At 69.9% G+C, this 21340-nt stretch carries 42 protein-coding genes; 1 reads left to right on the top strand and 41 read right to left on the bottom strand.

Annotation, left to right across the window (positions count from 1 at the left end):
- Positions 1-16: 16 nt before the first annotated feature.
- The 16 genes from ACFYMM_RS08120 to ACFYMM_RS08195 all read right to left on the bottom strand — a co-directional run bounded on the left by ACFYMM_RS08120 (position 17) and on the right by ACFYMM_RS08195 (position 8700).
- The gene (locus ACFYMM_RS08120; protein ID WP_388384962.1) at positions 17-478 is read right to left on the bottom strand and encodes a hypothetical protein; all 462 of its coding nucleotides are present in this window, start codon (positions 476-478) and stop codon (positions 17-19) included.
- Between the two features lie 37 nt (positions 479-515).
- Positions 516-887, bottom strand: a complete 372-nt coding sequence (locus tag ACFYMM_RS08125; protein ID WP_388384963.1) for a hypothetical protein — start codon at positions 885-887, stop codon at positions 516-518.
- Positions 888-921: 34 nt separating this feature from the next.
- Complete coding sequence (locus tag ACFYMM_RS08130) at positions 922-1167, bottom strand: hypothetical protein (RefSeq protein ID WP_388384965.1); 246 nt, start codon at positions 1165-1167, stop codon at positions 922-924.
- A complete protein-coding gene (locus ACFYMM_RS08135; protein WP_388384966.1) occupies positions 1164-1394 on the bottom strand; it encodes a DUF6011 domain-containing protein in 231 nt (76 codons plus the stop codon). The genes ACFYMM_RS08130 and ACFYMM_RS08135 overlap by 4 nt, the downstream gene beginning before the upstream one ends.
- Positions 1385-1648, bottom strand: a complete 264-nt coding sequence (locus tag ACFYMM_RS08140; protein ID WP_388384967.1) for a hypothetical protein — start codon at positions 1646-1648, stop codon at positions 1385-1387. Before ACFYMM_RS08140 ends, ACFYMM_RS08135 begins: the two co-directional genes overlap by 10 nt.
- On the bottom strand, positions 1645-2127 hold the full coding sequence (locus ACFYMM_RS08145) for a hypothetical protein (RefSeq protein ID WP_388384968.1): 483 nt from the start codon (positions 2125-2127) through the stop codon (positions 1645-1647). Before ACFYMM_RS08145 ends, ACFYMM_RS08140 begins: the two co-directional genes overlap by 4 nt.
- A complete protein-coding gene (locus tag ACFYMM_RS08150) occupies positions 2124-2519 on the bottom strand; it encodes a DUF4326 domain-containing protein (protein ID WP_388384969.1) in 396 nt (131 codons plus the stop codon). The genes ACFYMM_RS08145 and ACFYMM_RS08150 overlap by 4 nt, the downstream gene beginning before the upstream one ends.
- Positions 2516-3700, bottom strand: coding sequence for a hypothetical protein (locus tag ACFYMM_RS08155; RefSeq protein WP_388384970.1), 1185 nt, complete (start codon positions 3698-3700; stop codon positions 2516-2518). The genes ACFYMM_RS08150 and ACFYMM_RS08155 overlap by 4 nt, the downstream gene beginning before the upstream one ends.
- Positions 3697-4113 (bottom strand): hypothetical protein, encoded by a 417-nt coding sequence (locus tag ACFYMM_RS08160; RefSeq protein WP_388384971.1) that lies wholly within the window; start codon positions 4111-4113, stop codon positions 3697-3699. The genes ACFYMM_RS08155 and ACFYMM_RS08160 overlap by 4 nt, the downstream gene beginning before the upstream one ends.
- Positions 4110-4586: a hypothetical protein gene (locus tag ACFYMM_RS08165; protein ID WP_388384972.1), complete on the bottom strand. Its 477-nt coding sequence runs from the start codon at positions 4584-4586 to the stop codon at positions 4110-4112. The genes ACFYMM_RS08160 and ACFYMM_RS08165 overlap by 4 nt, the downstream gene beginning before the upstream one ends.
- Entirely contained in the window at positions 4583-5110 is a 528-nt protein-coding gene (locus ACFYMM_RS08170) for a hypothetical protein (protein ID WP_388384974.1), read from the bottom strand. The genes ACFYMM_RS08165 and ACFYMM_RS08170 overlap by 4 nt, the downstream gene beginning before the upstream one ends.
- 58 nt (positions 5111-5168) lie before the next feature.
- Complete coding sequence (locus ACFYMM_RS08175; RefSeq protein WP_388384975.1) at positions 5169-5393, bottom strand: hypothetical protein; 225 nt, start codon at positions 5391-5393, stop codon at positions 5169-5171.
- A complete protein-coding gene (locus ACFYMM_RS08180; protein WP_388384976.1) occupies positions 5390-5713 on the bottom strand; it encodes a hypothetical protein in 324 nt (107 codons plus the stop codon). Before ACFYMM_RS08180 ends, ACFYMM_RS08175 begins: the two co-directional genes overlap by 4 nt.
- Before the next feature lie 88 nt (positions 5714-5801).
- A complete protein-coding gene (locus ACFYMM_RS08185) occupies positions 5802-6452 on the bottom strand; it encodes a hypothetical protein (RefSeq protein ID WP_388384977.1) in 651 nt (216 codons plus the stop codon).
- Between the two features lie 2 nt (positions 6453-6454).
- Positions 6455-7816, bottom strand: coding sequence for a replicative DNA helicase (locus tag ACFYMM_RS08190; protein ID WP_388384978.1), 1362 nt, complete (start codon positions 7814-7816; stop codon positions 6455-6457).
- Complete coding sequence (locus ACFYMM_RS08195; protein ID WP_388384979.1) at positions 7813-8700, bottom strand: hypothetical protein; 888 nt, start codon at positions 8698-8700, stop codon at positions 7813-7815. The genes ACFYMM_RS08190 and ACFYMM_RS08195 overlap by 4 nt, the downstream gene beginning before the upstream one ends.
- Before the next feature lie 189 nt (positions 8701-8889).
- On the opposite strand from ACFYMM_RS08195, the gene ACFYMM_RS08200 reads away from it, so the two are divergent.
- Positions 8890-9081, top strand: coding sequence for a hypothetical protein (locus tag ACFYMM_RS08200; protein ID WP_388384980.1), 192 nt, complete (start codon positions 8890-8892; stop codon positions 9079-9081).
- Between the two features lie 85 nt (positions 9082-9166).
- On the opposite strand, the gene ACFYMM_RS08205 is transcribed toward ACFYMM_RS08200, so the two are convergent.
- The 25 genes from ACFYMM_RS08205 to ACFYMM_RS08325 all read right to left on the bottom strand — a co-directional run bounded on the left by ACFYMM_RS08205 (position 9167) and on the right by ACFYMM_RS08325 (position 21312).
- Positions 9167-9337, bottom strand: coding sequence for a hypothetical protein (locus ACFYMM_RS08205; RefSeq protein ID WP_388384981.1), 171 nt, complete (start codon positions 9335-9337; stop codon positions 9167-9169).
- A 17-nt stretch (positions 9338-9354) separates the two neighbouring features.
- Positions 9355-9753, bottom strand: a complete 399-nt coding sequence (locus ACFYMM_RS08210) for a hypothetical protein (protein WP_388384982.1) — start codon at positions 9751-9753, stop codon at positions 9355-9357.
- Positions 9750-10439 (bottom strand): Bro-N domain-containing protein, encoded by a 690-nt coding sequence (locus ACFYMM_RS08215; protein ID WP_388384984.1) that lies wholly within the window; start codon positions 10437-10439, stop codon positions 9750-9752. The genes ACFYMM_RS08210 and ACFYMM_RS08215 overlap by 4 nt, the downstream gene beginning before the upstream one ends.
- Positions 10440-10462: 23 nt before the next feature.
- Entirely contained in the window at positions 10463-10666 is a 204-nt protein-coding gene (locus ACFYMM_RS08220) for a helix-turn-helix domain-containing protein (RefSeq protein ID WP_388384986.1), read from the bottom strand.
- 117 nt (positions 10667-10783) lie between these two features.
- Positions 10784-10921 (bottom strand): hypothetical protein, encoded by a 138-nt coding sequence (locus ACFYMM_RS08225; RefSeq protein WP_388384987.1) that lies wholly within the window; start codon positions 10919-10921, stop codon positions 10784-10786.
- Complete coding sequence (locus ACFYMM_RS08230) at positions 10918-11658, bottom strand: VWA domain-containing protein (RefSeq protein WP_388384988.1); 741 nt, start codon at positions 11656-11658, stop codon at positions 10918-10920. The genes ACFYMM_RS08225 and ACFYMM_RS08230 overlap by 4 nt, the downstream gene beginning before the upstream one ends.
- On the bottom strand, positions 11655-12146 hold the full coding sequence (locus tag ACFYMM_RS08235; protein WP_388384989.1) for a hypothetical protein: 492 nt from the start codon (positions 12144-12146) through the stop codon (positions 11655-11657). The genes ACFYMM_RS08230 and ACFYMM_RS08235 overlap by 4 nt, the downstream gene beginning before the upstream one ends.
- A complete protein-coding gene (locus ACFYMM_RS08240; protein ID WP_388384990.1) occupies positions 12143-12835 on the bottom strand; it encodes a WhiB family transcriptional regulator in 693 nt (230 codons plus the stop codon). The genes ACFYMM_RS08235 and ACFYMM_RS08240 overlap by 4 nt, the downstream gene beginning before the upstream one ends.
- Positions 12832-13422, bottom strand: a complete 591-nt coding sequence (locus tag ACFYMM_RS08245; RefSeq protein WP_388384991.1) for a hypothetical protein — start codon at positions 13420-13422, stop codon at positions 12832-12834. Before ACFYMM_RS08245 ends, ACFYMM_RS08240 begins: the two co-directional genes overlap by 4 nt.
- A 577-nt stretch (positions 13423-13999) precedes the next feature.
- The gene (locus ACFYMM_RS08250; protein WP_388384992.1) at positions 14000-14365 is read right to left on the bottom strand and encodes a hypothetical protein; all 366 of its coding nucleotides are present in this window, start codon (positions 14363-14365) and stop codon (positions 14000-14002) included.
- Positions 14358-14660, bottom strand: a complete 303-nt coding sequence (locus ACFYMM_RS08255) for a hypothetical protein (RefSeq protein ID WP_388384993.1) — start codon at positions 14658-14660, stop codon at positions 14358-14360. The genes ACFYMM_RS08250 and ACFYMM_RS08255 overlap by 8 nt, the downstream gene beginning before the upstream one ends.
- Positions 14657-15145, bottom strand: a complete 489-nt coding sequence (locus ACFYMM_RS08260; RefSeq protein ID WP_388384994.1) for a hypothetical protein — start codon at positions 15143-15145, stop codon at positions 14657-14659. Before ACFYMM_RS08260 ends, ACFYMM_RS08255 begins: the two co-directional genes overlap by 4 nt.
- A complete protein-coding gene (locus tag ACFYMM_RS08265) occupies positions 15145-15456 on the bottom strand; it encodes a hypothetical protein (RefSeq protein WP_388384995.1) in 312 nt (103 codons plus the stop codon). Before ACFYMM_RS08265 ends, ACFYMM_RS08260 begins: the two co-directional genes overlap by 1 nt.
- Positions 15453-15725, bottom strand: coding sequence for a hypothetical protein (locus ACFYMM_RS08270; RefSeq protein ID WP_388384997.1), 273 nt, complete (start codon positions 15723-15725; stop codon positions 15453-15455). The genes ACFYMM_RS08265 and ACFYMM_RS08270 overlap by 4 nt, the downstream gene beginning before the upstream one ends.
- Positions 15722-16471 (bottom strand): exonuclease domain-containing protein, encoded by a 750-nt coding sequence (locus tag ACFYMM_RS08275; RefSeq protein ID WP_388384998.1) that lies wholly within the window; start codon positions 16469-16471, stop codon positions 15722-15724. The genes ACFYMM_RS08270 and ACFYMM_RS08275 overlap by 4 nt, the downstream gene beginning before the upstream one ends.
- Entirely contained in the window at positions 16468-17085 is a 618-nt protein-coding gene (locus ACFYMM_RS08280) for a hypothetical protein (RefSeq protein ID WP_388384999.1), read from the bottom strand. Before ACFYMM_RS08280 ends, ACFYMM_RS08275 begins: the two co-directional genes overlap by 4 nt.
- The gene (locus tag ACFYMM_RS08285; RefSeq protein ID WP_388385000.1) at positions 17082-18194 is read right to left on the bottom strand and encodes a hypothetical protein; all 1113 of its coding nucleotides are present in this window, start codon (positions 18192-18194) and stop codon (positions 17082-17084) included. Before ACFYMM_RS08285 ends, ACFYMM_RS08280 begins: the two co-directional genes overlap by 4 nt.
- Complete coding sequence (locus ACFYMM_RS08290) at positions 18194-19108, bottom strand: hypothetical protein (protein ID WP_388385002.1); 915 nt, start codon at positions 19106-19108, stop codon at positions 18194-18196. The genes ACFYMM_RS08285 and ACFYMM_RS08290 overlap by 1 nt, the downstream gene beginning before the upstream one ends.
- Complete coding sequence (locus ACFYMM_RS08295; RefSeq protein WP_388385003.1) at positions 19108-19347, bottom strand: hypothetical protein; 240 nt, start codon at positions 19345-19347, stop codon at positions 19108-19110. The genes ACFYMM_RS08290 and ACFYMM_RS08295 overlap by 1 nt, the downstream gene beginning before the upstream one ends.
- Entirely contained in the window at positions 19344-19547 is a 204-nt protein-coding gene (locus ACFYMM_RS08300) for a hypothetical protein (protein ID WP_388385004.1), read from the bottom strand. The genes ACFYMM_RS08295 and ACFYMM_RS08300 overlap by 4 nt, the downstream gene beginning before the upstream one ends.
- Positions 19544-19777: a hypothetical protein gene (locus tag ACFYMM_RS08305; RefSeq protein ID WP_388385005.1), complete on the bottom strand. Its 234-nt coding sequence runs from the start codon at positions 19775-19777 to the stop codon at positions 19544-19546. Before ACFYMM_RS08305 ends, ACFYMM_RS08300 begins: the two co-directional genes overlap by 4 nt.
- Positions 19774-20142, bottom strand: coding sequence for a hypothetical protein (locus tag ACFYMM_RS08310; RefSeq protein WP_388385006.1), 369 nt, complete (start codon positions 20140-20142; stop codon positions 19774-19776). Before ACFYMM_RS08310 ends, ACFYMM_RS08305 begins: the two co-directional genes overlap by 4 nt.
- Entirely contained in the window at positions 20139-20387 is a 249-nt protein-coding gene (locus tag ACFYMM_RS08315; protein WP_388385007.1) for a hypothetical protein, read from the bottom strand. Before ACFYMM_RS08315 ends, ACFYMM_RS08310 begins: the two co-directional genes overlap by 4 nt.
- The gene (locus tag ACFYMM_RS08320) at positions 20387-20953 is read right to left on the bottom strand and encodes a hypothetical protein (protein WP_388385008.1); all 567 of its coding nucleotides are present in this window, start codon (positions 20951-20953) and stop codon (positions 20387-20389) included. Before ACFYMM_RS08320 ends, ACFYMM_RS08315 begins: the two co-directional genes overlap by 1 nt.
- On the bottom strand, positions 20950-21312 hold the full coding sequence (locus ACFYMM_RS08325) for a hypothetical protein (protein WP_388385009.1): 363 nt from the start codon (positions 21310-21312) through the stop codon (positions 20950-20952). Before ACFYMM_RS08325 ends, ACFYMM_RS08320 begins: the two co-directional genes overlap by 4 nt.
- Positions 21313-21340 lie beyond the last annotated feature (28 nt).

The raw sequence follows: 21340 nt of genomic DNA on the forward strand, positions 1-21340 counted from the left end.
GACGGGGTGGCGGGGGTTAGGCGTTGCGGAGGATCTGGTACATCCGCTCGGCCTCGGGTGACCGGTCGAACAGCCAGCCCTCGCCGTGCTGGTCGCAGTAGCGGGAGTCCTCTTCGCTGCCGGGCGCGAGACGGCAGTGGTCGTGCTCGTCAACGCGGGGGCAGCAGCCGCAGGTCGCCTCGCAGCACTCCTCGTTGGGCGTGCAGTCGGCGCACCGGTCGCCGGTGCAGTAGGGCTCGTCGGTGGAGTTCTCGGGGCAGTCGGCCCACGGCACCGGCGCGCTGTGGTCGGCGGAGCACTCCGGGCAGTGGTCGCCCATGGGTGCGTCGAGGCAGATGACGACGTCTTGCGGGCTGCCGGTGTGGCGTTCGGCCCAGTCGTCCCAGGCGTCGCTGTCACGATCCTCCGGCTCGGGGCCGTGGGGGCAGTGATCGCTGCCTGCTTCCCAGTACCAGGGCTCGGAGCGGTGGTCGGTCATGGTGCGGGTGTCCTTTCGGGTGGTGGCCTGAGACAGGTCAGGCGGAGGTGAGGCCGAGGACGATCGCGGACGTGCACGGCCAGAGGACGGCGACCTCGAAGCTGACGCGTCGGTCTTCCGTCGTGATGACCCGGCCGTCGGGGTGCTGACCGATGACGACGGGCAGCCAAGCGCGGACGGTGCGGGTGCAGCGGGCGCAGACGGGCGGGTCGTCGTTGGTCTCGCCCCAGTAGTCGACGTCGTTACTGACGGGCTGGTGGCCGAAGTCCTCGGCGGACGGGCCCAGCTCGGTTGGCGCGGGCTTGTGGCGGCAGGTGTCGTCCCAGTCCTCGGGGCCGAGGGTGGTGTGGACGTCCTTCGAGGCGAGGTAGTGGCCGCGAGAGTCGCGCGGCCTCCAGGTCTGGTTCACGTGGGTCTCCGTTGTGGGTGTGCCGGGTGGCGGGTCAGGCGGCTTCGTCGTAGTCGTAGGGCTGGGTGTGGGCCCACGACGGGACAGGGCGCTGGCGTGCAGGGACGGCCGGCTGGTCTGCGGGACGGCGGGCGGCCCTGGTGGTGGGTGCGATGAGGGGTGCGGCGGCGAACGCGATCACGGCCAGGACGAAGACGAGCGCGGCGGCGAGGCCTTCGATCCAGGTGGTGGCGGCGGTGATGATGGTGATGAATGCGGCTGCCGCATCGTGAACGATCATGTGGGGCTCCAGAGCGGAAGTTGGTCATCGAGGGGCAGCTCGGCTTGGCCCGGACCAGGAGGGGTGGCGGCCGGGGTTGGGCGGCGGGGCTGACGGACCGGCCGGCCGTGAAGCTTCCGCCAGCAGACGGGGCCGAGCTTCCGCGAGCGGGAGAGGTCGTCGGTGAGGAGGTGCCCGCACGTGCAGCGGACGGGCTCCTCCTCGGCGGGCGGGGCGGTTACGTCCACATGCCATCCAGGTAGGCGCGGGCGGCGCCCTCAACGTCATGGGCCCGGCCGTCGCGGATGGCGAGGATCGGGGGCTGGTCGCCGAGGTGCGGGTTCTGGCCGATCATCCACGCGCGGGCGATGGCCTCGGTCTCGCGATCGGCGATCAGCCGGAAGACCTGCACGGCGTCGGCTTGCTGCTCGGGGGTGAGGAGGGCTGCGACCTTGGGGCCGAACTGGCGGTGGATGATGTCGAGCGGGGTGTCGGTGCTCATCGGCGTACCTCGGTCTCGCCCTCGAAGGGCTCCAGCAGGTCGAAGGCTTCGTCCTGGCGGTCGTTGAGCCAGAGGAGGGCGTAGTCGCCGAGCCGGTCCCGCTTGAGCCAGCCGCGCTGCTCGGCGATGAAGTCCTTGTCGTCCCAGTGGCCGTCGCCGCAGGAGAGATCGCTGCTGCCGTTCTGGTCGGCCCGGTCGAGTCGGGAGCGGGGGAAGCCGTACGCGAGGGCCTCCGCGCGGGTCCAGGCGCCGGCGGGCATCTCGCAGATGTTCGACCAGCCGATGTACAGGTCTCGGTCCTTGGCGGCTTTGACGAGGAGGCAGCGCAGGCGCGGGTCCTGGCCGGCGCGTACCTCGGCGAGCTCGTCGCGTAGGTGGTCGATCTGAGCGAGGAGGGTCGGGATCGTGGCGTGGGCGGGCCAAGACTCGAACTGCTTACGGATCTCCTGCTCGCGTTCGGGTGTCAGGGGCTGGGTCATGGGGTGGTTCCGTTCGCGAGTTCGAGGAGCACCGCTGCGTGGCAGTGGTCGGGCTGGCCGGGTTCGGGGAGTGGGCACCAGCAGGTGAGGTCGCGGCCGTGGAGGAGCGCGCGGAAGAGCCGCCGGGTGTCGTCCTGCTCGGGCTGGTTGATCCAGATGCGGAACGCTTCGGTGGCGTACCGGCGGGCTTCGGCGTCGGTGGGGAAGGTGCCGACGCTGCCGCCGTGGTCTCCGAACTGGACGGCCCAGCCGCCACTCTGGCGGAGGAGACGGTACGGGTTGCCGAAGCGGGTTGGGCGGCCGACGTAGACGGCGCCGTCCGGGGCGCGCCAGCCCTTCTTCCGGAGGCGCTGCATACGGGCGGGCGCGCCGAGTGCGATCTGACGGTTCACGGGGCGTCACCTGCCGTGTCCTCGTCGCTTCGGTAGCCCTGGCCGGGGGTTTGCCAGTTCGAGCAGACTTTCTCGATGTTGGCGAGGATGTCCCGGTCCGGGACGTTGGGGTCGGAGCGCCAGCGGTCGATGGCGGCGGAGACGAGGTCGTCGAGGAACAGGTGCAGGTCGTCGTCGGTCATGGCGTGCGCCCACGGCAGGGCGGGGCCGAGCGTGCCGAACACGTCGTGGCGGCTGATGTAGACCCCTCCGGCTTCGCCGCCGACGACGAGTTCGAGGCGCCCGCCATCGGGCCGCCAGCTGTAGTCCGGGCAGACCGGCTCGTCTTCTTCCCAGCAGTCGATGGAGCCTTGCCAGGCATCCTCGATCGTGGCGTAGAAGGCGTGGATGGGCTGGTCTTCGCGCCACACGGACCAGACGTGACGGTTGCTGTACGACGGGCGCTGGGCCCGGGCGAGTTCGGTTTCCAGCTCGGCGACGCGCGCGATCAGCCAGTCGACGGCGGGGGTGAGCGTCTCGCCGAGCGGGAACGGAACCTTGCGGTCCTCATCTGCCGGGGACAGTGACCCGCGGATGTTCAGTGCGTCGTTCTGGAGCGCGATCAGCCGGAGGCGGCGCCGCTCGCGCTGCTCTTCGAGTTCGGCGATGGTGCACCAGGGGCAGCCACGGTCGTCGTCCTTCGCGCGCAGCCAGGTCGGATGCTCTGGGTTGTCGCAGGAGGCGGAGACACGGCCCTTGACGTCGCCGAGGTCGAGGGCCCGGTACGCCGCCAGCTCGGCCGTCTCTCGTTTCGCCCTGGACTCGGCGTAGTCCTCCGCAGTGAACACGTTCAGGCCTTGCTCTGTGGCGGTCTTGCAGGGCCACCGTGTGGACCAGCCGTCGCCCCAGCACACGGCGCACACCCACGCCCTCACGGGCTCGACGAACACCGGGATGTGGAAGCGGGCCGGGAGCGCCCGGACTTCTTCCTCGGTCATGCCGGTGATCAGCTCGTACCCGGGCGCGTCCGGCGCGGGAAGCAGCAGGGCGCGCTGCGCGCACACGTCGTGCTCGACCTGCCCGCCAGCCTCCACGTTGCCACGGCATGTGCCGCACGCGGACGGGTCGGCCTGCCGGCCGCGCTCGGCCGCGGCGCGGGCGCGCTCCTCGGCCCAGAAGTCGTCCTCGATCTGCTCGGTCATCGGGTCACCTCAGTCTCGGGAAGGCACTCCAGGGCGGCGGCGATGGCGGTGCGCCGGGCCTCGTCGGCGTGCATGGTCTGGTTCCAGCCGCAGTTGGCGCACCAGTAGGCGGCGGGGTCGGGCTTCTGCTGGAAGTCGAGGCAGAGCGGGCGCGGGTTGTTGGGCACCCAGCGGGCGGCGCTGGCCTCCGGGCTGGTGTCCGTCGCACGGAAGGGGTCGACGTGGGTGAGGCTGATCCAGCCGGCCAGGCCATCGACCATGACGACGGGCTTGCCGTGGTCGGCCACCCAGGCAGCGGTGCGGGTCCGGGTGATGAGTTTCCGTGTGGTCGGGACCTGCTCGGGGCGGGCGCCCGGGTAGGCGAGGACCGGTGTACCGGCCGGGTACAGGGCGTTGAACTCGTCGGCGGTCACCGGCTCTCACCGGCCTCGGTGACGTCGGTCCAGCCGGTGAAGTCGTCGGAGTCAGCCGGCTCCCACCCGCCGTCGGTGTACGGAGTGATGCGCCACCCCTGCGCCACGGTGGTTCGACCGTCGGGCGAGGTGCTGACGGCCTCGACGACGAAGGTGATCGTCTCGCCGTGGTGGGGCCGGGTGTAGGTGCGGCCGACCTCGAAGAACCCGGCGTCGGGCAGCATGAGCGTGTTGTTCGGGCGTACTGCACCGCGGCTGATCTTCGACGCCATCAGCTCGATCGTGTCGGCCTGCAAGGCGTGCTGGCTGCTGCCGGTGGCGCGGTACTCGCGGGCCTTCTTGCCCAGCCAGCACATGATCTCGGCGTCGCGTTCGGCGACAACCTCGGCCCGGTGGGCGTCGAGGTACTCGTCCAGCCGGTACGAGGTGCGGCCACTCTCGAAGAGGCGATGGATATCGGCGCGGGCGCTCATCGGCCGGCCTCCTCGCCGTTGAGGGCGCGGGCGATCGCAAGCGGCCCGTGGACGTGCGCGGCGAGCTGGGCGTCGGTGAGGTCCGGGCTCTGGCGGCGGACCTCGTCGGCGACGTCGGCCTCGGTCTCCAGCAGCTCGGCGAGCGCGGCGCCGACCCCGGGGTGCATGGCGGCGATGTAGTCCGCGTCGGCGGTGTCGCATTCGGCGCGGTGCTCGCTGGCCTTCGGCTCCCACGTGGCGATCGCGTAGGTCCACTCGGCGATGGGCGTCGGGTCGGGGTGGTTGCCCTGGAGCTGGTACTCCTGACCGTGCCACTCGGTGCGCCATGGACCGTACGACGCGTTGGCGATGAGGTTGCGGAGCTTCGCGGCGGCGTCACGGAGTTCGGCGACGGGCCCGGGATCCGTAGCGGCCTCGTGGTGGGTTTCCGGTGACCCGCCAGACGGCTCGGACGGGTCGTTGCGGGTCTCGGGTCGCGTCGGGGCCTGTTTGGCCGCGAGAGGGGCGTCTGGGGCGGTTGTCATCGGGTCCTGCTTTCGAGGGTTCGATCGGTGAGGTTTCTTACTCGGGAGTCAGGAAGGTTCAGGCGGCGTCGTCGTTGAGGAGTCGGAGGTGCCGCCGCTCCTCGTCGCGTTGCTCTTCGTCCCAGACCCAGCCGTCGAGGGCGGCGAGCATGTCGGCGAGGTGCTGTGCTTGTTCCTGGGGTGTCCACCAGCCGGGAAGTTCTAGCGCCCGGTCTCGTTTCAGTGGCGGTGTCGGCTTCGTGGGGATGGCCTCGGCCATGAGCCGCTCGTACGGCGTGCTCACGACTTGGCCGTCTGGTGGGCGTCGCCCTCCCAGTTGGCGCCGATGTGCTCGCGGTAGTGGTCCATCGTGATCAGCTCCGTGGTGGCGACGGTGATGCCCTCGCGTTCGGCGGCGGTCCGTTCGCGCTTGGTCCGGTTGAGGTGCTCGTGCGCCTGCTGGGCGGTCGCGATGACCCAGCCGCTGTTGTTCTTGGCGTCCACGACGGCGACGACGGCCGAGACGATGCAGCCGCAGGGGCGGCGTTGGATCCAGCCGCATTCGTCGAGGGGGACGGGCTGGCCGTCGACGGTGACGGTGAGGCCGCTGGGCTTGGTGGTCATTCGGTGTCTCCGGTCTGCTGGTCCTGGCGGGCGTTCCAGGCGGTTTTGCGTGCGTCGTGGGATTCGATGGCGAGGCGCCGACCGCGGGTCATGCGGCGGCTCCGTGTTCGAACCGGGCGGTGCGGCCGAGGAGGTAGGCGGCTTCGAGGTGCGGCATGGGGTCCACGTCCACGATCGGGATGGCTTCCGTGAGGTCGCGGTCCGGCTGCTGTGTGGTCGGCCGGCAGGAGGGCACGAGGAGTGCCTTGATGCGGCTCTCGATCGGCTCGACGCCCTTACGGGGAAGGTCGGCGACGGGAACGAAGTGGTGGAGGCCGAACAGCGGGCTGGTGTACGGGCACCCGCTGTCGCAGGTGAGCGGGCCGCGACCGAGGGCGGCGGAGCGGCTGATGCTGAAGTGCGCGGGGACGGTGTCGCCGTACGCCGGGATCGCGCCGAGGACGAGGAGGTTCGTCCGGTGCCAGGGGTCGGTGCGGCCTATGCCGTGGGTGGGGTGGACGGCGTCGACGAGGAGGCTGACGTCGAGGCGTTCCGGATCGCCTTTGACTTCGATCCACCAGCCGAGGTCGGTGAGGTAGAAGTCGGGCAGGTAGGGGCGGCGCTGTTCGCCGACAAGGTAGCCCTGGGGTTCGTATTCCCAGCGGAGGCCGAGGTCGTTGAAGACGGTGGCCCAGCGGGCTTCGAGGCGGGACCGGAAGTAGTGCCCGGCGTAGTACGTGTCGATCGCGGTGATGGTCATGGTCAGCCTCGTCCCATCGAGCGGAGTCGCGCGAAGTGGCCTTGGAAGGTGAGGGCGACGACGCGTCCGGAGGCGCCGTTGCGGTTTTTGGCGACGATGAGGTCGATCTCGCCGGCGCGGGGGCCGGTGTCGGAGCCGTCTTCGGCGAGGGGCCGGTGCATCAGGATGATCACGTTGGAGTCCTGCTCGATCGCGCTGGAGTCCTTGAAGTCGGTGACTTGGGGCTGGCGTCCGGAGGCTCCGCGGTTGAACTGGGCGAGGGCGACGACGGGGATTTCGAACTCCATCGCGAGGAGCTTGAGGCCGCGGGAGAGTTCGGCGACTTCGTTTGCTCGGCTGCGGTCTTTGCCGCCGGGTTCGGGGGTGAGGAGCTGGAGGTAGTCGGCGACGACGATCGCGGGGGGCCGGGAGGTTCCGGCCATCCAGCGGATGCGGGTGCGGATCTTGCCGAGGGTGAGGTTCGGGGAGTCGTCGAGGATGAAGTTCGCGGCGTTTTGGAGCTTGGGCGCGGCGCGGAAGATCTTGTCCCAGTCGGGTGGGTCGAGTTTGCGGCGGATGAGCCGGTCGACGTTGACTCCGGCTTCTGCGGCGGTGAGGCGGGCCATGAGTTCGCTGCCGCCCATTTCGAGGGAGGCGACGAGGACGGGCTTGCCGCGGGTGAGGGCGATGTGCGCGGCAAGGTTCATGCCGAACAGAGATTTGCCTTGTCCGGTGCCGGCGCCGACGGTGATGAGTTGGCCGGGTTTGAGTTCGATGACTTCGTTGAGGTCGTACCAGGGGGTGTCGAGGGCGCGGGGGTCGTGGCCGGTTTCGAGTTCGTCGATGAAGCCCATCCATCGGTCGGCGACAGACAGCTTCTCCTCGGCGGCGGGGACGCCTTTGGCGGCGGCTTGGAGGTCGGCCATGGCGGCTTCGAGGATTTCGGCGGCGGTGTGGGCTGCGGTGAGGGCGCGTTGGCTGGCTTTGCGGGTGGCGGTGAGGACGGCGCGGAGTTGGGCGTGTTCGCGGACGATTTCGGCGTAGCCGTCGGCGTTGCCCATGACGGGGACGGTTTGGACGAGGTGGTGGAGGTAGGGGGCTCCGCCGATTTTGGCGAGTTCGCCGGTGGCGAGGAGTTCAGCGGCGACGGTGATGGGGTCGATCTTGGGGTTGCGGCTGCGGGAGTACAGGCCGGTGATGGTGCGGTAGATGATTTGGTGTCGGGTTTCGTAGAAGTCTTCGGGTCCGGCGAGGACGCGTTCGACGAGGTCGATGGCCTTGAGGTCGAAGAGCATTGAGCCGAGGACGGCCTCGTCGGCTTCGGGGTTGTGGGGCATCGCCTGGTCGCTGTGGGCGGGTTCGGGCTCCCAGTGGGGCTCGGTCATGCGGCGGTGCCTTTCGCGCTGTTCGGGTGGCAGATGGGGCAGGGGTGGACGCGGCGGAGCCCGTGGTCGTCTTCGGTTTCGCGCATCCGGGTGATCTCGTCGCAGTCCGGGTCACCGCAGTACGGAGGCTTGCTGCCGGACGGGTCGTGGGCTGGGGGCGGCGCGGCGGAGGCGGGCGGGAGGCCGCGCCAACCCGCTTTGAGGAAGAACGTGGCGAAGCTGATGGGCTCGCGGGTGCGGGCCTTGATGTTGCGGGCGAAGGTGACCATCTGCTCGACGCCAGCTCGTTCAAGGACGGTGGCGATTGCCTGGAGGTCTTCGGCTTGCATCTGCCAGGAGACGCGGATGTCTGCGTCGCCCATGGCCTGGATGAGGGGCTGGATGTAGTCGAAGGCCCTCGGGATCCGGCGTTCGTTGTCTCCTTCCTGGGGTGCGCGGCCGGTGGGTTGGTTGGTGCTTGTGTTTCTTGCGTTATGGGGTCCGGAATCCGGACCCCTGCCGGTCCGGTTTTCGGACCCCTCCGGTCCGGAATCTGTACCGGTCCGGTTTTCGGACCGGTCCGGAATCTGTACCGGTCCGGATTCCGGACCCCCTTCCGGGGCTGACCTGCGGTGACGCTTCGCTTTGGGTAGTGCGTAGACGGTTTCTCCGCGCGGACCCTGCTGACCGTCGACGATCGCGAGTTCGCCGAGTTCGATGAGCTTGTCGACAGCGGCTACGACGGAGGAGCGGGCCGCGTTGCTGCGCTGGACGAGCATGGTCGTGCCGGCGTACGCGGTGCAGCCCTTGCCGTACGCCCGGTCTGCGATGGCCAGCAGCACCAGGCGGGCGGTGCCCTTGGACTGGGAGTGGTTCCAGACCCAGTCCTGCGCGTCAAGGCTCACGTGCTCTCTTCTCAAGTCATGAGGGTGCGGTTAGGGCATGGCGAAGAAACCCCCATGTCAGGGCGGCTTGGCTGGTGCCTTGCCTGGTGCTGAGTCTACCGCAGGGTGTGTAGTCACCCGCAATACATAAGCAATACGATCAAGCGAGGTGGGGTGTGTGGCCGGTGACCAGTCGGCTACCCTGTCGACATGACGACGAAGGGGACGCCCGGCCGCATGGTCCGCATCGAGGACGACGTGTGGGCGGACTACGAGAAGGCGTGCAAGGAGAAGGGGATCGCGCGCGCCGCAGACATTCGCATGTACGTCGTCCGCGAGGTCAACGCCTGGCGTCGCCGGCAGCGTGACGCCGGCGCCGCGCGGAACATCGCCGAGTCCTGACACCGTCTCCTCCTCTCGTTCTCCGAGCCCCGCCATGTGCGGGGTTTTCTGATGTTGTGGAACCGTTTCGGCAGGATCCGGCCGGTTACAGGTCGGCTCCGAGCCGACGGAGCGCGCTCCGTATGCCGGTCACGGCTCGTCCGCCGCGGGGTGTGGATGGGATGGATGCGCGCCGGCCGTCGGGTGCGGTGCACAGGTAGTGGCCGGAGCCGGAGAAGCGGACGGTGAAGCCTTGGCGGCGGATGGTGCGGATCATGTGCTGGACGTCCTTGTTCACCGGGCGCCTGCCGTCTGCCCGGCCGTGTCGGTGGCCCGGTTCAGTAGCCGCACCCAGGCGTCGACGGTGCGGTCCCGGAGGAGGACGACCGGATTGACGACGCGGAGCACGCGGGCGGCCGGGCATTCGAAGGACACGCCAGCAACGGCACAGTCCGGGTCCGAGGTCAGGTCGCCGTCGGGCTCGACCTCGTACAGGGATCCGTCGGGGTAGAACGCGGCGTACACCTTGGCGACGTCGCGGCCGGTGGTGAGGTACACGCGGTCTCGGCGGACGTGCGCGGCGCCGAGCTGCTCGCTGTACTCGGCGAGCGTCCGCGTCGTGCCGGTGGCGGCCGGCGGGAGGATGAGGTCGCCGGGCTTGAGGCCGGAGATGCCCCCGTGGAAGAACCTCACCGGGTGCCCCTCTCCAGCGCGGCCCGGCCGATGGCGTCCAGTTCGAGCGCGGTCTGCACCCCGGCCTGGGCCTCGGCCAGCTGGTAGAGGGTCTTGGTGACTCGGCCGGCGAGGATCGGGAGGGCGTGGGCGTGGATGTCGAAGCGGCGGCCGACGGGCCAGAACAGGTCGCGGTACTCCTTGCACGGGGTGCCGGTGAGCTTGAGGATTCCGGCGTCTTTGAGCCGGTCGATCAGCTCGGTGGCGTCTTCGACGGGGAGGCCGTAGCGCTGGCGGAGGTGGGCGGCGGCGCTGTCCCAGGTGAGGACGACGGGCTCCGGGAAGTTCCCCGGGACGGGGACGGCGTAGTGGCCGGCGTTGCGGAGCGACGGCAACACCTCGTGGAAGATCCAGCGTTGGAAACGGTCCACCTGGTCGCGGATGTAGGCGTCCTTGATACGGGAGACCTGCCGTTGCCCGATGGCTCGGTAGAAGCCCGGCTCAGTGACGTACCAAACCTGCTGGTCACCTCCAGGGGTACCCGTCAGCGTGTACCCCTTGTCCTCCGTAGGCAGCGCAGCAACGAGCTTGTGTGCGTCGCGGTAGCCGAGTCCGCGGGCGAGCCCGGATGCCAGGACGATGAACGAGCCGTCGCGGGGCAGGACTTCGATGTCGAACTCGGCGTTGGTGAAGCGTTCGATGTTCATGGGGATCCTTCGGGGCGGCCGGGTCAGTGGGTGTGGATGCGGGTGCTGCGGTGGGGGTTTGGGAGTGCGTCGGCTTCGTGGAGGAGTTTTTGGATCAGGCCGTATGAGCGGCCGGTGTAGAGGGCGATGGCGCGGATGGTCCAGCCCCTGCGGTAGCGGGCGGCGCAGTCTGCGGCGACAGCGGCGCGTTCGAGGCCGGTGAGGACCGGGTTTCTGCCGTACGCCATACGGGTCTCCTGTGCCGTGGTGGTGGGGCGCCGAGCCCGCAGGGCGGGGGGGGAAAGTGCGGGCTCGGCGCCCGGGGTGGCCGCGCGGGTGGGGAGGCGCGCGGCCGGTCAGAGGGGTCAGTGGTGGGCGAGGGCCCAGGCGAGGCATGCGATGGCCGTGGCGATGACGGCGGCGAGCCACGGTGAGGCGCCCGCGCCCCAGGCGATGGCGTACGCGCAGCCGCCGAAGACGACACCGAGGACGAAGCGGTTCACCGCAGGACGCCCGCGGCGGTCGCGGCGGTGAGCCAGCTGGCGTATTCGTGGGTGATGCCGTCGTACAGCTGGGCGTCGGTCACGCGGTGCGGGTCGCGGGCGTGGAAGAAGCTGGCGTTGTCGATGGTCCGGCCGCGGAGGTTGTCGAGCTTCTGTAGGAAGGAGATGTGGTTGCCGAAGCCGACAAACGCGAAGAACAGCGGCTCACGGGACGCGTCGCGTAGCGCGGTTTCGGCCTCGCGGCGGGAGTCGGGCTCGCCGTCCGTCTGGAAGATCACCAAGCCGGGCAGTGGGTTGCCGTGGTGGAGGTCGGTGACGTAGTCGATGGCGCGGGCGTAGTCCGTGGAACCCCAACGGGCGCCAGAGTGGGTGCGGTTGATGACGCCCTGGTAGGAGTCGAGGCGGACGTCTCCGACCTGGTTGACGAACGACTCGAAGTAGATAAGCGGCACTTGGCCGTCGTCGTCGAGGTTCACGGACAGGCCCAACGCCTGCTCGGCGAGACGCTGCACCGACCCGTCCTGGTAGAACGGCTGCATGCTGCCGGAGTGGTCCAGCACGAGGTAGACGGCCGCGCGCTGCCCGGTCAGGCCCTTCTTCTCCAGGCTGACCGCGGCGGTCTTCGCCAGCGAGACGAGACCGGTCGGGACCTTGTCCAGGCTGATCGCCGGGCCCTGGCCGGCTGGAGCCGGGACGGCAATGGTCGCGGTGGTGGTGTTCTTGCGGAAGAGACTCACGAGTTCTCCTGAGTGAGGGTGGTGTTGGCCGTGCAGCGTTCGGCGTGTTCGGTTTCGATGTGGGCGGCGAAGTGGGCGACCTGGTCCCCGGACGCGGACTCGGTTTCGTGGCAGGCCGGGCAGAGGTAGTCGGCGGCGGGGATACGCATCCATCGGCCGTGCGCGTCCTGCTGGCCGAGGTCGAGCTGCAGGCCGGGTGCCAGAGCGGGCGCGCGGCCGACCGCAGCCCGCGCCGCCCGGTACGCGGCGGGACTCGACCGGCGCTTTCCGGAGGCGATCGCCCGGTTGTCGAACACCGCAGACGCCGACTGCGGCGACGGCGTGGTCCACGCGGCGGCCGGCATGCCTGGGCCGGGCTGGGGTTCGTCCTGTCCGGCTTCGGCCCAGGGACTGTGCGCGTTGCATTTCCAGCCCGTCCGGTAGAAACGGACCGGCCCGTCGTGCGCGCCGGTGAGGCCGCCGCACGGCTCCGGGACGCGGGCGCTCACGCCGCGGCCTTCGTGCTGCCGGTACGCCGCATCCGGTTCGCCTGCAGGCACGGCTCGCATGGCTTCTCACCGATTTTCAGATGCCGCTCGTACCCAGCCCGGGTTCCGCACTGCATCCGCTCCGCGTCGTCCGCGATATGGGTGGGCTCCACACAGCCGCTGAGACTGCACGTCGACAGCACCCGGCCCGCCGGCTCACGGCCACGGTCCAGAACGAATGCGATTTGCTTCGGGTTGTAGGACCGGTTCTTGAACGACGGCTTGGCCGGGCCGGTCCAGGCGAGGTGCCCGTGGGTCACGCGTTTCGTGTTGTCGTCGAACAGCGCACGGAGAGTGGTGTACGGCTTCCGTCGCGGCAGCACGGGCGCGTCCGGCGTGGCGTTCTCTCCATCCGCCTGCTGTGCTTCTGCGGCCTTCTGGCGGCGGTTGAGTTCCCGCTTCACCAACCGGCGTTCATCCGGTGTCAGCCCGGCGCGGATACCCCATCTGTCGCCGGAGGTGATGGCGTCCCGCAGGCAGGCCTTTGACACCGGGCAGCCGGCGCAGATGGCGCGGGCTGCGGCGATGCGCTGTTTGTCGCTGTCGGGGAACATCGCGTCGGGGTGGACGTCTTTGGAGCGGCAGGCGGCGTTGTTGCGCCAGTCGTCGGTGCGGTTGGAGCCGTGGACGCGGTAGGTGAGGCGGGTCATCGCGCGATCACCGCCTCGCGGTCGGGCCACTGGCAGCCGGCCAGTGCCGTCCGGTTCTTGTCCGGCACGGTGGCGAGGGGCTGGCCGAGCCAGTCGGAGGCCGCGGCGAGCGCGCCGTACGCGTCTGCCTGGTCGTACCGGCCAGGGTTTTCGGTGTGGACGCCGTACCGGTCGGCTACTGACGACCGGACTTCGCCCTTGGTCGCGTTGCCGCGCCCGGCGGTGTACAGCTTCAGGTTGGATGGCGGGACGACGGCGTACGGCAGCTGGTGACGGTGGCAGTAGCGGCGGACCAGCACACGGAGCCCGGCGTTGTCTTCGTGAAAACGCGGTCCCGAGTGCCCGTACGACGGGCCCTCCATGACGACGAGGTCGGCGGACCGGATGAAGGAGACGATCTCGTTCTCCAGGTAGGCGAGGCGTTCGTCGCCGCGGAGCTTGGTGCGGATCCGGTCGGTCCAGCCGACCCCGGCCACACCGGTGCAGGTGAGACTTAGGTCAAGGCCGATCACCATCAGCGCCGGCCGGGGCCCGGCCGCCGGGGTGGCGGCCGGAACCTCGGGCGTGGACAGAGCGGGCGCGGTCACGCTGCCCTCCCCATGTGTGAGCGGCGCGGTGCCGTAGAAGGCGCCAGGCCGAGGGCTTCGAGAACGAGCCGGCAGTCCTCCCGGTCCGTAGACCGGCGAGCCACCGTGAGAGCAGCGGCCTTCTGCTCCGGGCCCCAGATACTCGTGGGCTCGGTGTAATGGCGCTGCTTGTTCAGAGCGGACGGGGCTGTCGCGTACCGCTGCCGCTGCTTGGCGTTGTGGGCGTCCCGGCAGGCCTGGCACGGTTCATCGCCGTGGTGAAGGTGGCGTTGGAAGGCTGCTTCGGTGCCGCATGGTGCGAGCGGTGTCTTGCGGCCTCCGTAGCGGGCGCGGGCGTCGTCTGCGTGTGCTTTGCGGCACGGGTCGCAGGCGCGTTCCTGGCGGCGGACGTGCAGGTCCCAGCCCTGGACTGTGCCCTGCACGTCGTCGTGCTCCATGCGGTGGACCGGTGGCGGGCCGTCGGCGGGGCGGCCGTGGTAGCGCCAGCGTCGGTAGCAGGGCTGGCACCAGCCGTGCGCGCGATGCTCGCGGGTCTCACTGCAGGCAGCGCACACGATGACCGGACGGGGTCGGGTGCTCACTGGGCACCGCCCTGCGCTGCCCAGCGGGCCGCCGCGTCCTTCCGCGACCGGTTGCGCTTGTACAGCCGGTGGGCTTCCAGGCATTCGGCGCATGCGGTCTCGCTGCGGTACCGGTGCTGCTGGTAGCCCTTGAGCGTGCCGTGCTCGATCGGCTGGCGCCTGCTGGGGGTGGGGGTGCCCTTGGTGCGCTTGGCTTCGGTGTTGGCGCGGCGGCACGGCTCGTCGATCGGCTCGCCGTTCCTCACGTGCCGGGTGTACGCGGACTGGGTACCGCAGGGGGCGATGGCCTGGCCACGGCGGGGGTCCTTCAGGCCGATTGCCTTGATGAGCTGGTCGAGTTGGGTGTCGGTGGGCTCAGGCATCACCAGCCTCCTTCTTCTGTTCGTCGCGGATGGCGGCCCACAGTCGGTCGCAGCGGGCGGCGAACTCGGGGTCATCTGCGATCAGGAGTTCGCACGCGTCGCGGTCGGCGAGATTGATGCCCGGCTCCGTTTCGAGGACCGCGGTGGTCGGCATGATCGGCGGGGTGGCCGTGTTGAGGAACTCAGCCTGCTTGGCGTCGAACGCGCGTGCGCCACGGATCTGCCAGCGGAGGATCAGCACAGCAAGTACGAGGAGCCCGACAACGACAGCCCAGTTGATGAGAGTGGTACTCACGAGGCAGCTCCCCGGACGGTGTTGATGGGGCAGTCCACGGTTGTTGTCGCCGGAACGCTGGCTCGCTTCGCCCGCTGCGCCTGCTTGTACGCGAGGCTCTTCGCGCTGTTCGCCTCCGTGCAGGGGCGGCAGCGGCAGCCGTAGTTCTGGTACGTCGAGGCGTTGCCGTGGCCCGCACGGTCGGCGGCCTCCGGGTCGGCCACGCGCCGCTCCTGCAGTCCCCGGCACCGGTCGGCGTTCGCGGCCCGGCACTCCGGGCAACGGCAGCCCTGGGCGTACCTCGCGGGATGGCCGTGACCGTGGTTCCCCCTCGGCCGGCCGCGCTTCCGCTTGGGCGTGGGCGTCAGCCCGAGCATGGCGAGCAGGGCCCGGCAGTCGTCCGCGTCGTGGGCTTGAGAGGCGACGAACAGGGCCGCCGCGTGCTGCTGGTCGGGTGTCGTGTGCGCGGCCGGGAGAAGGGCCTGAGCGGGGGCGTCGGCTTGCATCACGCGGCACCTCCCACCGCGGCGGGCGTGAGGCATTCGCCGCACAGCCAGCCGTCCTTGTTCAGCGAGCCCGCCGTCGTACGCCCGCACGGCGCGCAGTACGCGAACCCGGTCTTGATCGGGTTGTCCGCGTGCTCGAAACCGGTCGTGTACGCGGTCGGCGGGCCAAGCAGATCGTCGAGGGTGACGTCGACCGACTTCGGCGCCCGATGCCGGCCCGCCGAGGCGGGGCTGACCGCCCACCTGACGAGCCCGGTAGCCGAGGCGAGAGTGGTCATCAAGACCATGCCGCCAGTGATGCGGTCGTTCACGGTCGGGCTCCTTGCTTCTGCGCGTCGGCGAGGTGCAGTCGCATGTCGACCCCGGCGGCGGCCAGCTGGTCGCGTAGGGCGGTGTCGGAGTTGGCGATGATGTGGTGGGCGAGGACGTCTTTTGCCTGGTCCAGTTCGACGGCGATGCAGTCGAAGGCGCGGCCGGTGACACCGAGGTCTTCGAGGGCTTCGTCGCGTTCTTCGATGACGCGCTGTCGGTCTGCGGCGAGGGCGTCGTGTGTGCGGCGGGCGATGAGCGGCCACCTCATGCGGACTCACCGCCCCGCTGCTGCGGGATCAGCGGCCAGGAGCCGTCGATGATCTTGTTCGGATCGCCGCCTTGCTCTGGCGTCGCCTTCTTCCGGAACCAGTCCTGGAGGCCGGCCTGCTGCTCCGCCCGCCACGCCTTCTGCGCGGCGAACAACTGCTGCGGGCCCATGTCGTTCAGCTGCGGGTACCGCTCGAACTGGGCCTCGGCGATCAGCAGCGCGGCGAGCGCGTCCGCCTCCGCGGTGTGCCAGTTCTCCAGCTGCACGCCGTACCGCTCGCAGGTCGGCTGCAGCTTCCGCATGCCGCTGCCCTTGACGTACTTGTCGACCTGCTTGTCGATGACGTGCGGGTCCACCAGAGCGGGCGTCCCGAGACCGGCCAACCGCTCCGGCATGGACGGCAGCCCGTACCGGGCGAGGTCACGGGCGAGGACCGTCCAGTCGAAGGACAGGTTGAACGCCACGACCGGCATCCCGTACCGCAGGCCGGCCGCGAGGTTCCCGGCGATGTCGTCGAGGGCTTCCTTCGGATCGGCGCCCTGAGCGGCCTGGGCGTCGTCAACCCCATGGACTTCGGTGGCCTCGGGGGGAATGGGTACGCCCGGGTTGATGAGCCAGGACATGACCTTGTCGTCCCGGCCGCCGCCGCGCACGATCAGCGCGGCGGTGACGATGCGGTCCTCGTTCGGGTTGGGCCCGGTGGTCTCGGTGTCAAACGCGATCTTGCGGATGTCGGTGAACTTCACGCTGCTGCCGCCTTCCTGGCTCGGTATTCGGCGGTGCGCGCTTTGCGGCACTTCCGGCACTTGCCACGCCCGGTGCGCGGATGCGTGTAGGTGTTGGCCTCGGTCATCTCGTGGCCGGCCTGGCAGGTGGCAAGGGGCGGACGAGGCTCGCGCTTGCGACGGTTCAGGGCCTGCTCGCGTGGCGTGGCCCACCGGCAGTTCTCAGGCGAGTAGGGACCGTCGTTGTTGATCCGGTCGATGCTGTGGCTCTCGGGCCGCGGCCCCATGTCGGCGTAGAAGTTCTCGAAGCTGTTACGCCACCGCTCGCACACCGTGATCCCACGGCCGCCGTAGTCCGACCACGCGGGGTCGTTCTGATTCGAAGTGCGGTTGAGCATGCCCATCCAGGTGCGGTGTTCCGGCGTGCCGGTCATGCCGTGCTTGGTGCGGGCCGAAAGGAGCGCTTCGCGGTTGAGGCACCCGCAGGACTGGGTCTCTCCCCAGTGCTTGAGCTGGACGGTCTTTTCCGTTCCGCAGTCGCAGCGCACGATGATCGTCTGATCCGTGGTGCTTCGCTCCTCGACGGCGACGAGTCGTCCCACCCGCTCCCCGCGGGGGATGATGCGGATCTTCACCGGACCTCACCCGCCTTCACCGCAGCGAGGAACTTGGTCATCTGCGCGACGGTCCCGGACGACGGGTGCGTGCCGCCGTTCAGCCGCGCGAACCCGGCCTCGACCTGCTCCGTGTTCAGACCACGTGCGCCGGCGGCAGCAATGACCTGGAACCAGACCTCTTGCACCTCGGCCGGGTCGTCGTCGACGACCTCGGCGTCGTACACGCCCTCCGCGTCCGGCACTGGCGGAGGCGGCGTCTCCTGCTGGGGCGTCGCCTCGGGCTTCGTCTTGGCCGGGGCGCCGAGCGCTGCTGCCCGCGCGGTCAGCGCGTCAGCGATCGCCTTGGTCATGTGGCCCGCCGCGACGGCCTGCTCGTACAGCTCACGAACCTCGTCCGGAGTCTTGGCCACCGAGGCGAGCCGCAGGTAGTCCGGCCGGGGCGCCTCGATCGCAGCGCGCTGCGGGCTAGCCGCGACCGCTGTTCCGACCGACGCGGCACCGGCCATCAGCGCGGCCGGGGTGACGGCGAGGTCGATGGTCGGGACCATCCAGTGCCGGGTCTGTCCGTCCCGCTTCGCGGTGCGCTGCTCCAGGCCGAGGAACGCCTCGACGTAGCCGCCGGTCTGCGCAAGCAACTCGGCCACGCCCGGCAGTTCGAGGGCGGCGTAGTAGCCGTGGGACTCCAGCCGCCACACGCCGACGCCCTCGATCTCGGACAGGACGACGTTGAGCCGGGTGGTGGGCTTGCACGAGCGCTGCTCGGGGTCCGGACCGCAGATGCAGGGCCGGTCCTTCAGCAGCTCGGTGACGCCGTCGCAGCGGCGCTGGCATCCGCCCCCACTCCAGAGCTCGAAGTACTGGGAGACGGGCTGCGGCGGCACGTGGATCGGCATGCGCTTCGCTTCGGTGATGACCTCGTACTGGCCGGCGCCGCCCTCGGGGGTCCAGGGGGTGACGGTGCCGCCGTACTTGGCGGCGACCCGGTCGAGGAGTTCCTTCGACGGGGAGGTGAGGCGGAACCGGTCGAGCTTGCCAGGCCGGGTCTTGCCGTTGGAGGTGGCGACTTTCTGGCCGATGCGGATGCGGCCCAGTTCGCGGAGCCGCTGCTGCAGGGTGAGGATGGGCATCAGGCGGCCCTCTCTTCGGTGCGGGTGGGAAGGGTGAGGGCCTCGCCCACGACGGACTTGGCAAGGACGCGCTGGAACTCGGCGAGCGCGTGGACGTGACGGAACGCCTCGTACACGTCGTCGCCGCACTTCAGCGGCATAGGCCGGTAGCCCTCGGGGCGCAGGTGCAGGACGATCCCGACGTCGTGGATCTTCGGCATCGGCAGCTGAGTCCCGTCCCGCAGCCAGCACACCTCGGCCCTGCGGTACGCGGACATCTGCGCGCCGGCTTCCGGGTAGACGCCCTTTTCGTCGAGCTCCCCGCCGGTCTTGGTGTCGCCGATGAACAGCGTCTGCGGCGGCACCTTGAGCAGGTAAGCGATAGGGGCGGAGCGGAAGAGGTAGTCGAGCTTCCCGGCCCAGCCGTCGGTGAAGTTGCCGACGGTCATCTCCGATGCTTCGAACTCGATCTCCCAGTCGGAGACGAAGCGGAGGAAGTGGTCGATGAACGGGGCGATCTCCTCGTCGGAGAGGAAGTTCTCCGGGATCGGCTGGCCGAGGACGTGCGCTTCGATGACGTCGTGGACGGCGCCGCCGATCTCGCCGCGCTCGTCCTTCTTACGGATGTGGCCCTTGCGGAGCCAGTCGTAGGCCTCCTCCTTGTCCTCGGGGCGCAGGGACGCGGCGACGAGCTTGGGGAGGGTGGCGAACGCGTCGGCAGCGGTGAGGTTGGCGGCCCAGAACACGAGCTGGGGCTTGGGGAAGCCCTGGTTGAGGATGGTGGTGACCCGGCGCAGCTTGATGTCGGTGCCGGGGACGCGGTACCAGCCTTGGGAGGGCTTCGGGATGCGGTCGGTGCCGGTCGGCTCCTGCTTGGTGCGGGAGCCGCGGCCGGCGGCCGGGGCTTGAGCCCCGGCCTGCGCAGCTGTCGCCATCAGGCGCCGTCCTTCCTGGTTTTGAGGGTGTAGAACCGGTTGTCGTCGGGGCCGTGTTGCGCGAGGTGGCCGCGCGCGGCGAGTTCGATCAGGTCCCGGCGGGCGGTGGTACGGCACGGGGCCTCACCGGTCAGGCGCCGCAGGTCTTGTACGCGGCCGGACGTCCACCGCTCGTCGGGGTGGGTGCGGATGGTGGCGAGGAGTTGGGCGAGTCGGGCCTCGCGGGCGGAGTCGGTCACCGGCGGGCCCCCTTCCGTGCGGGCTTGCTGGCGTAGAGGGATCCGCCGCCGACCGCGACGACCCCTGCTACCGCGATCCAGAGGAGGCGTGCGGTGACCGGGTCGGTAGCGAGGAGGGAGGCGAGCGCGGCCGCCAGGATCGCGGCGGCGACGATGGCGAGGGCGGCGGCCACCTGACGGATGGCATGACGGCCGGTCACTGGGTGCTCCCGGTCTGGTCGGCCCACGTCTGCAGGCTCTGGGCGGCGTGTGTGATGCCCTGGCAGAAAATCTCGCGGGAGACATACCGAGCGCGTTCGGCGAGGAGACGGACAGCGTCCTCACGGCGGACCTCAGCGCGGACCTCGGCACGGTATGTGTCGAGTTCGGTGATCAACTCAGGCGGGATCTGCGGCCCGCAGATCCGCTCCAAACGAGCCCGGGCACTCATGCGGCACCCCGCTGTCCCGGCATGAGCCGCTTCGGGTTGAACCGCGACAGCCGACGCGCCACCACCGTCAGCTCGTCCAGGAGCCGACGGGTGTCTGGGATCGACACCTCGACCTGCGCGGTGTCCATCCCGCAGGCGTCCTCAACCTGCTCGATCGCCGCGTCCAGTTCGCCCTCCCGGGCAACACCGGTGACGACCGCAGCCAGCTCGTCGAGGGCGTCGATGATGGCGTCCCGGTCGCGCGGTTCCGCCCAGTGCTGCACCAGTTGGATCAGGGTGTCGTTGCGGATCTGGTCGACGCGGAGCACGGAGTGCAGGCCGTTACTGCCGAGGTTGAACGAGAGGCTGGGCTTATTCGAGTTCACGCCAGGGCTCCCTTCGGGGAGGTGGTGAGGAGGATGACGAGGGCGGCGGCGTCACGGCCGACGTCGCGGAGGGCGTCGCGCAGCCGCGCGGTCTCGACGAGCACGGGGTCCGTGAGCGGGGTCCAGTCCGCGACGAGCAGGTAGTCGGCGTCGACCCACGCCACGACCGGGACAGCACCGGCAGCGGAGATCGACAGACCGAGGAAGAGGAACGCAGCCCAGTCGGAGAGGGAGGCAGCGGCCATCACAACGCACCGCCCAACTCGGGCAGGTCATGCGACAGCCGGTAGGAGTGGTGGAGCGGGCTGTCGTGCGGGTCCTCACGCAACACCTGCGTCGGCGCCAGCAGCTGGGTCAGCTTGTCCGCCGGCACCTCGGCCGACGGCTGACGCCACCCCGCGTTCGCGTGCGTGCACTCATTGCCGTCGAACCCGCCGAAACAGCCCTTCTCACACGCCGCGCAGTCCGGGCACCACTGCTCCGGCAGCGACCCACACCCCTGGCATGCACCCGGATCGGTCTCCGCCTGCGCCCCCCGCAGCGCCACGGTCACATCCGCGAGCGCCTCGTTCGTGACGTGCCGCTCCGCCTGCAGTTCGGCAATCTGCCGCTTCAACTCGGCCGTGTCGAAGATGTACGCCCGCTCGACCTCATCGACGCGAGCCCGCAGCCGCTCGATCTCGGCAGCCGTCTCCGGCGACATGTGCCGGCCAGCCGAATCGATCGCCATCGCGATCCCCATCGGCGTCCGGCCCTGCCCCAGCGCCCGACAGATCAAATCCGCCAGCGAATTCAACGCCCTCGTGTTCATCGCTTCACCGCCGCGCGGATCCACTCCATGACCAGCTCACCCGAAGGCACCGGCACCGACACCAGAACCGACGTCGTCGAACCGTTCTCACCCGGCTCGGTCTGCGCGTGCAGCGTCCACAGCTCCACGCCCTCGAACTCCGGCGACACGTGGATCTCACCACCGAGGACCCGCAGCCACTCGCCGAGGTCGTCCACGTCCGCGACCATCACGTGCACCGACTCCGGGCGCGGAATCCGCACCGGCGCTGGAAGCCCGGAGTCGTCGATCAACACGTCGATCGTCAGAGCGTTCCGGTTCTGCGCCAGCGCCCGCCACATCGCGGCATCCGGCAACGGAGCCTCGGCCAGCGACAACACCGGGACACTCCGGCCCGGCATCTCAATC

The sequence above is a fragment of the Streptomyces sp. NPDC006739 genome (genome assembly GCF_042869815.1).
Lineage (GTDB): Bacteria > Actinomycetota > Actinomycetes > Streptomycetales > Streptomycetaceae > Streptomyces.

Excerpts from the sequence above, each read along its gene's own strand:
- ACFYMM_RS08190 (WP_388384978.1), bottom strand. The coding sequence starts at position 7,816 with ATGACCGAGCCCCACTGGGAGCCCGAACCCGCCCACAGCGACCAGGCG.
- ACFYMM_RS08315 (WP_388385007.1), bottom strand. The coding sequence starts at position 20,387 with ATGGCCGCTGCCTCCCTCTCCGACTGGGCTGCGTTCCTCTTCCTCGGT.
- ACFYMM_RS08250 (WP_388384992.1), bottom strand. The coding sequence starts at position 14,365 with ATGCCTGAGCCCACCGACACCCAACTCGACCAGCTCATCAAGGCAATC.
- ACFYMM_RS08270 (WP_388384997.1), bottom strand. The coding sequence starts at position 15,725 with ATGAGGTGGCCGCTCATCGCCCGCCGCACACACGACGCCCTCGCCGCA.
- ACFYMM_RS08185 (WP_388384977.1), bottom strand. The coding sequence starts at position 6,452 with ATGACCATCACCGCGATCGACACGTACTACGCCGGGCACTACTTCCGG.
- ACFYMM_RS08200 (WP_388384980.1), top strand. The coding sequence starts at position 8,890 with ATGACGACGAAGGGGACGCCCGGCCGCATGGTCCGCATCGAGGACGAC.
- ACFYMM_RS08120 (WP_388384962.1), bottom strand. The coding sequence starts at position 478 with ATGACCGACCACCGCTCCGAGCCCTGGTACTGGGAAGCAGGCAGCGAT.
- ACFYMM_RS08130 (WP_388384965.1), bottom strand. The coding sequence starts at position 1,167 with ATGATCGTTCACGATGCGGCAGCCGCATTCATCACCATCATCACCGCC.
- ACFYMM_RS08165 (WP_388384972.1), bottom strand. The coding sequence starts at position 4,586 with ATGAGCGCCCGCGCCGATATCCATCGCCTCTTCGAGAGTGGCCGCACC.
- ACFYMM_RS08220 (WP_388384986.1), bottom strand. The coding sequence starts at position 10,666 with ATGGCGTACGGCAGAAACCCGGTCCTCACCGGCCTCGAACGCGCCGCT.
- ACFYMM_RS08240 (WP_388384990.1), bottom strand. The coding sequence starts at position 12,835 with ATGACCCGCCTCACCTACCGCGTCCACGGCTCCAACCGCACCGACGAC.
- ACFYMM_RS08215 (WP_388384984.1), bottom strand. The coding sequence starts at position 10,439 with ATGAACATCGAACGCTTCACCAACGCCGAGTTCGACATCGAAGTCCTG.
- ACFYMM_RS08170 (WP_388384974.1), bottom strand. The coding sequence starts at position 5,110 with ATGACAACCGCCCCAGACGCCCCTCTCGCGGCCAAACAGGCCCCGACG.
- ACFYMM_RS08260 (WP_388384994.1), bottom strand. The coding sequence starts at position 15,145 with ATGCAAGCCGACGCCCCCGCTCAGGCCCTTCTCCCGGCCGCGCACACG.
- ACFYMM_RS08305 (WP_388385005.1), bottom strand. The coding sequence starts at position 19,777 with ATGAGTGCCCGGGCTCGTTTGGAGCGGATCTGCGGGCCGCAGATCCCG.
- ACFYMM_RS08140 (WP_388384967.1), bottom strand. The coding sequence starts at position 1,648 with ATGAGCACCGACACCCCGCTCGACATCATCCACCGCCAGTTCGGCCCC.
- ACFYMM_RS08180 (WP_388384976.1), bottom strand. The coding sequence starts at position 5,713 with ATGACCACCAAGCCCAGCGGCCTCACCGTCACCGTCGACGGCCAGCCC.
- ACFYMM_RS08285 (WP_388385000.1), bottom strand. The coding sequence starts at position 18,194 with ATGCCCATCCTCACCCTGCAGCAGCGGCTCCGCGAACTGGGCCGCATC.
- ACFYMM_RS08290 (WP_388385002.1), bottom strand. The coding sequence starts at position 19,108 with ATGGCGACAGCTGCGCAGGCCGGGGCTCAAGCCCCGGCCGCCGGCCGC.
- ACFYMM_RS08320 (WP_388385008.1), bottom strand. The coding sequence starts at position 20,953 with ATGAACACGAGGGCGTTGAATTCGCTGGCGGATTTGATCTGTCGGGCG.
- ACFYMM_RS08155 (WP_388384970.1), bottom strand. The coding sequence starts at position 3,700 with ATGACCGAGCAGATCGAGGACGACTTCTGGGCCGAGGAGCGCGCCCGC.
- ACFYMM_RS08145 (WP_388384968.1), bottom strand. The coding sequence starts at position 2,127 with ATGACCCAGCCCCTGACACCCGAACGCGAGCAGGAGATCCGTAAGCAG.
- ACFYMM_RS08205 (WP_388384981.1), bottom strand. The coding sequence starts at position 9,337 with ATGATCCGCACCATCCGCCGCCAAGGCTTCACCGTCCGCTTCTCCGGC.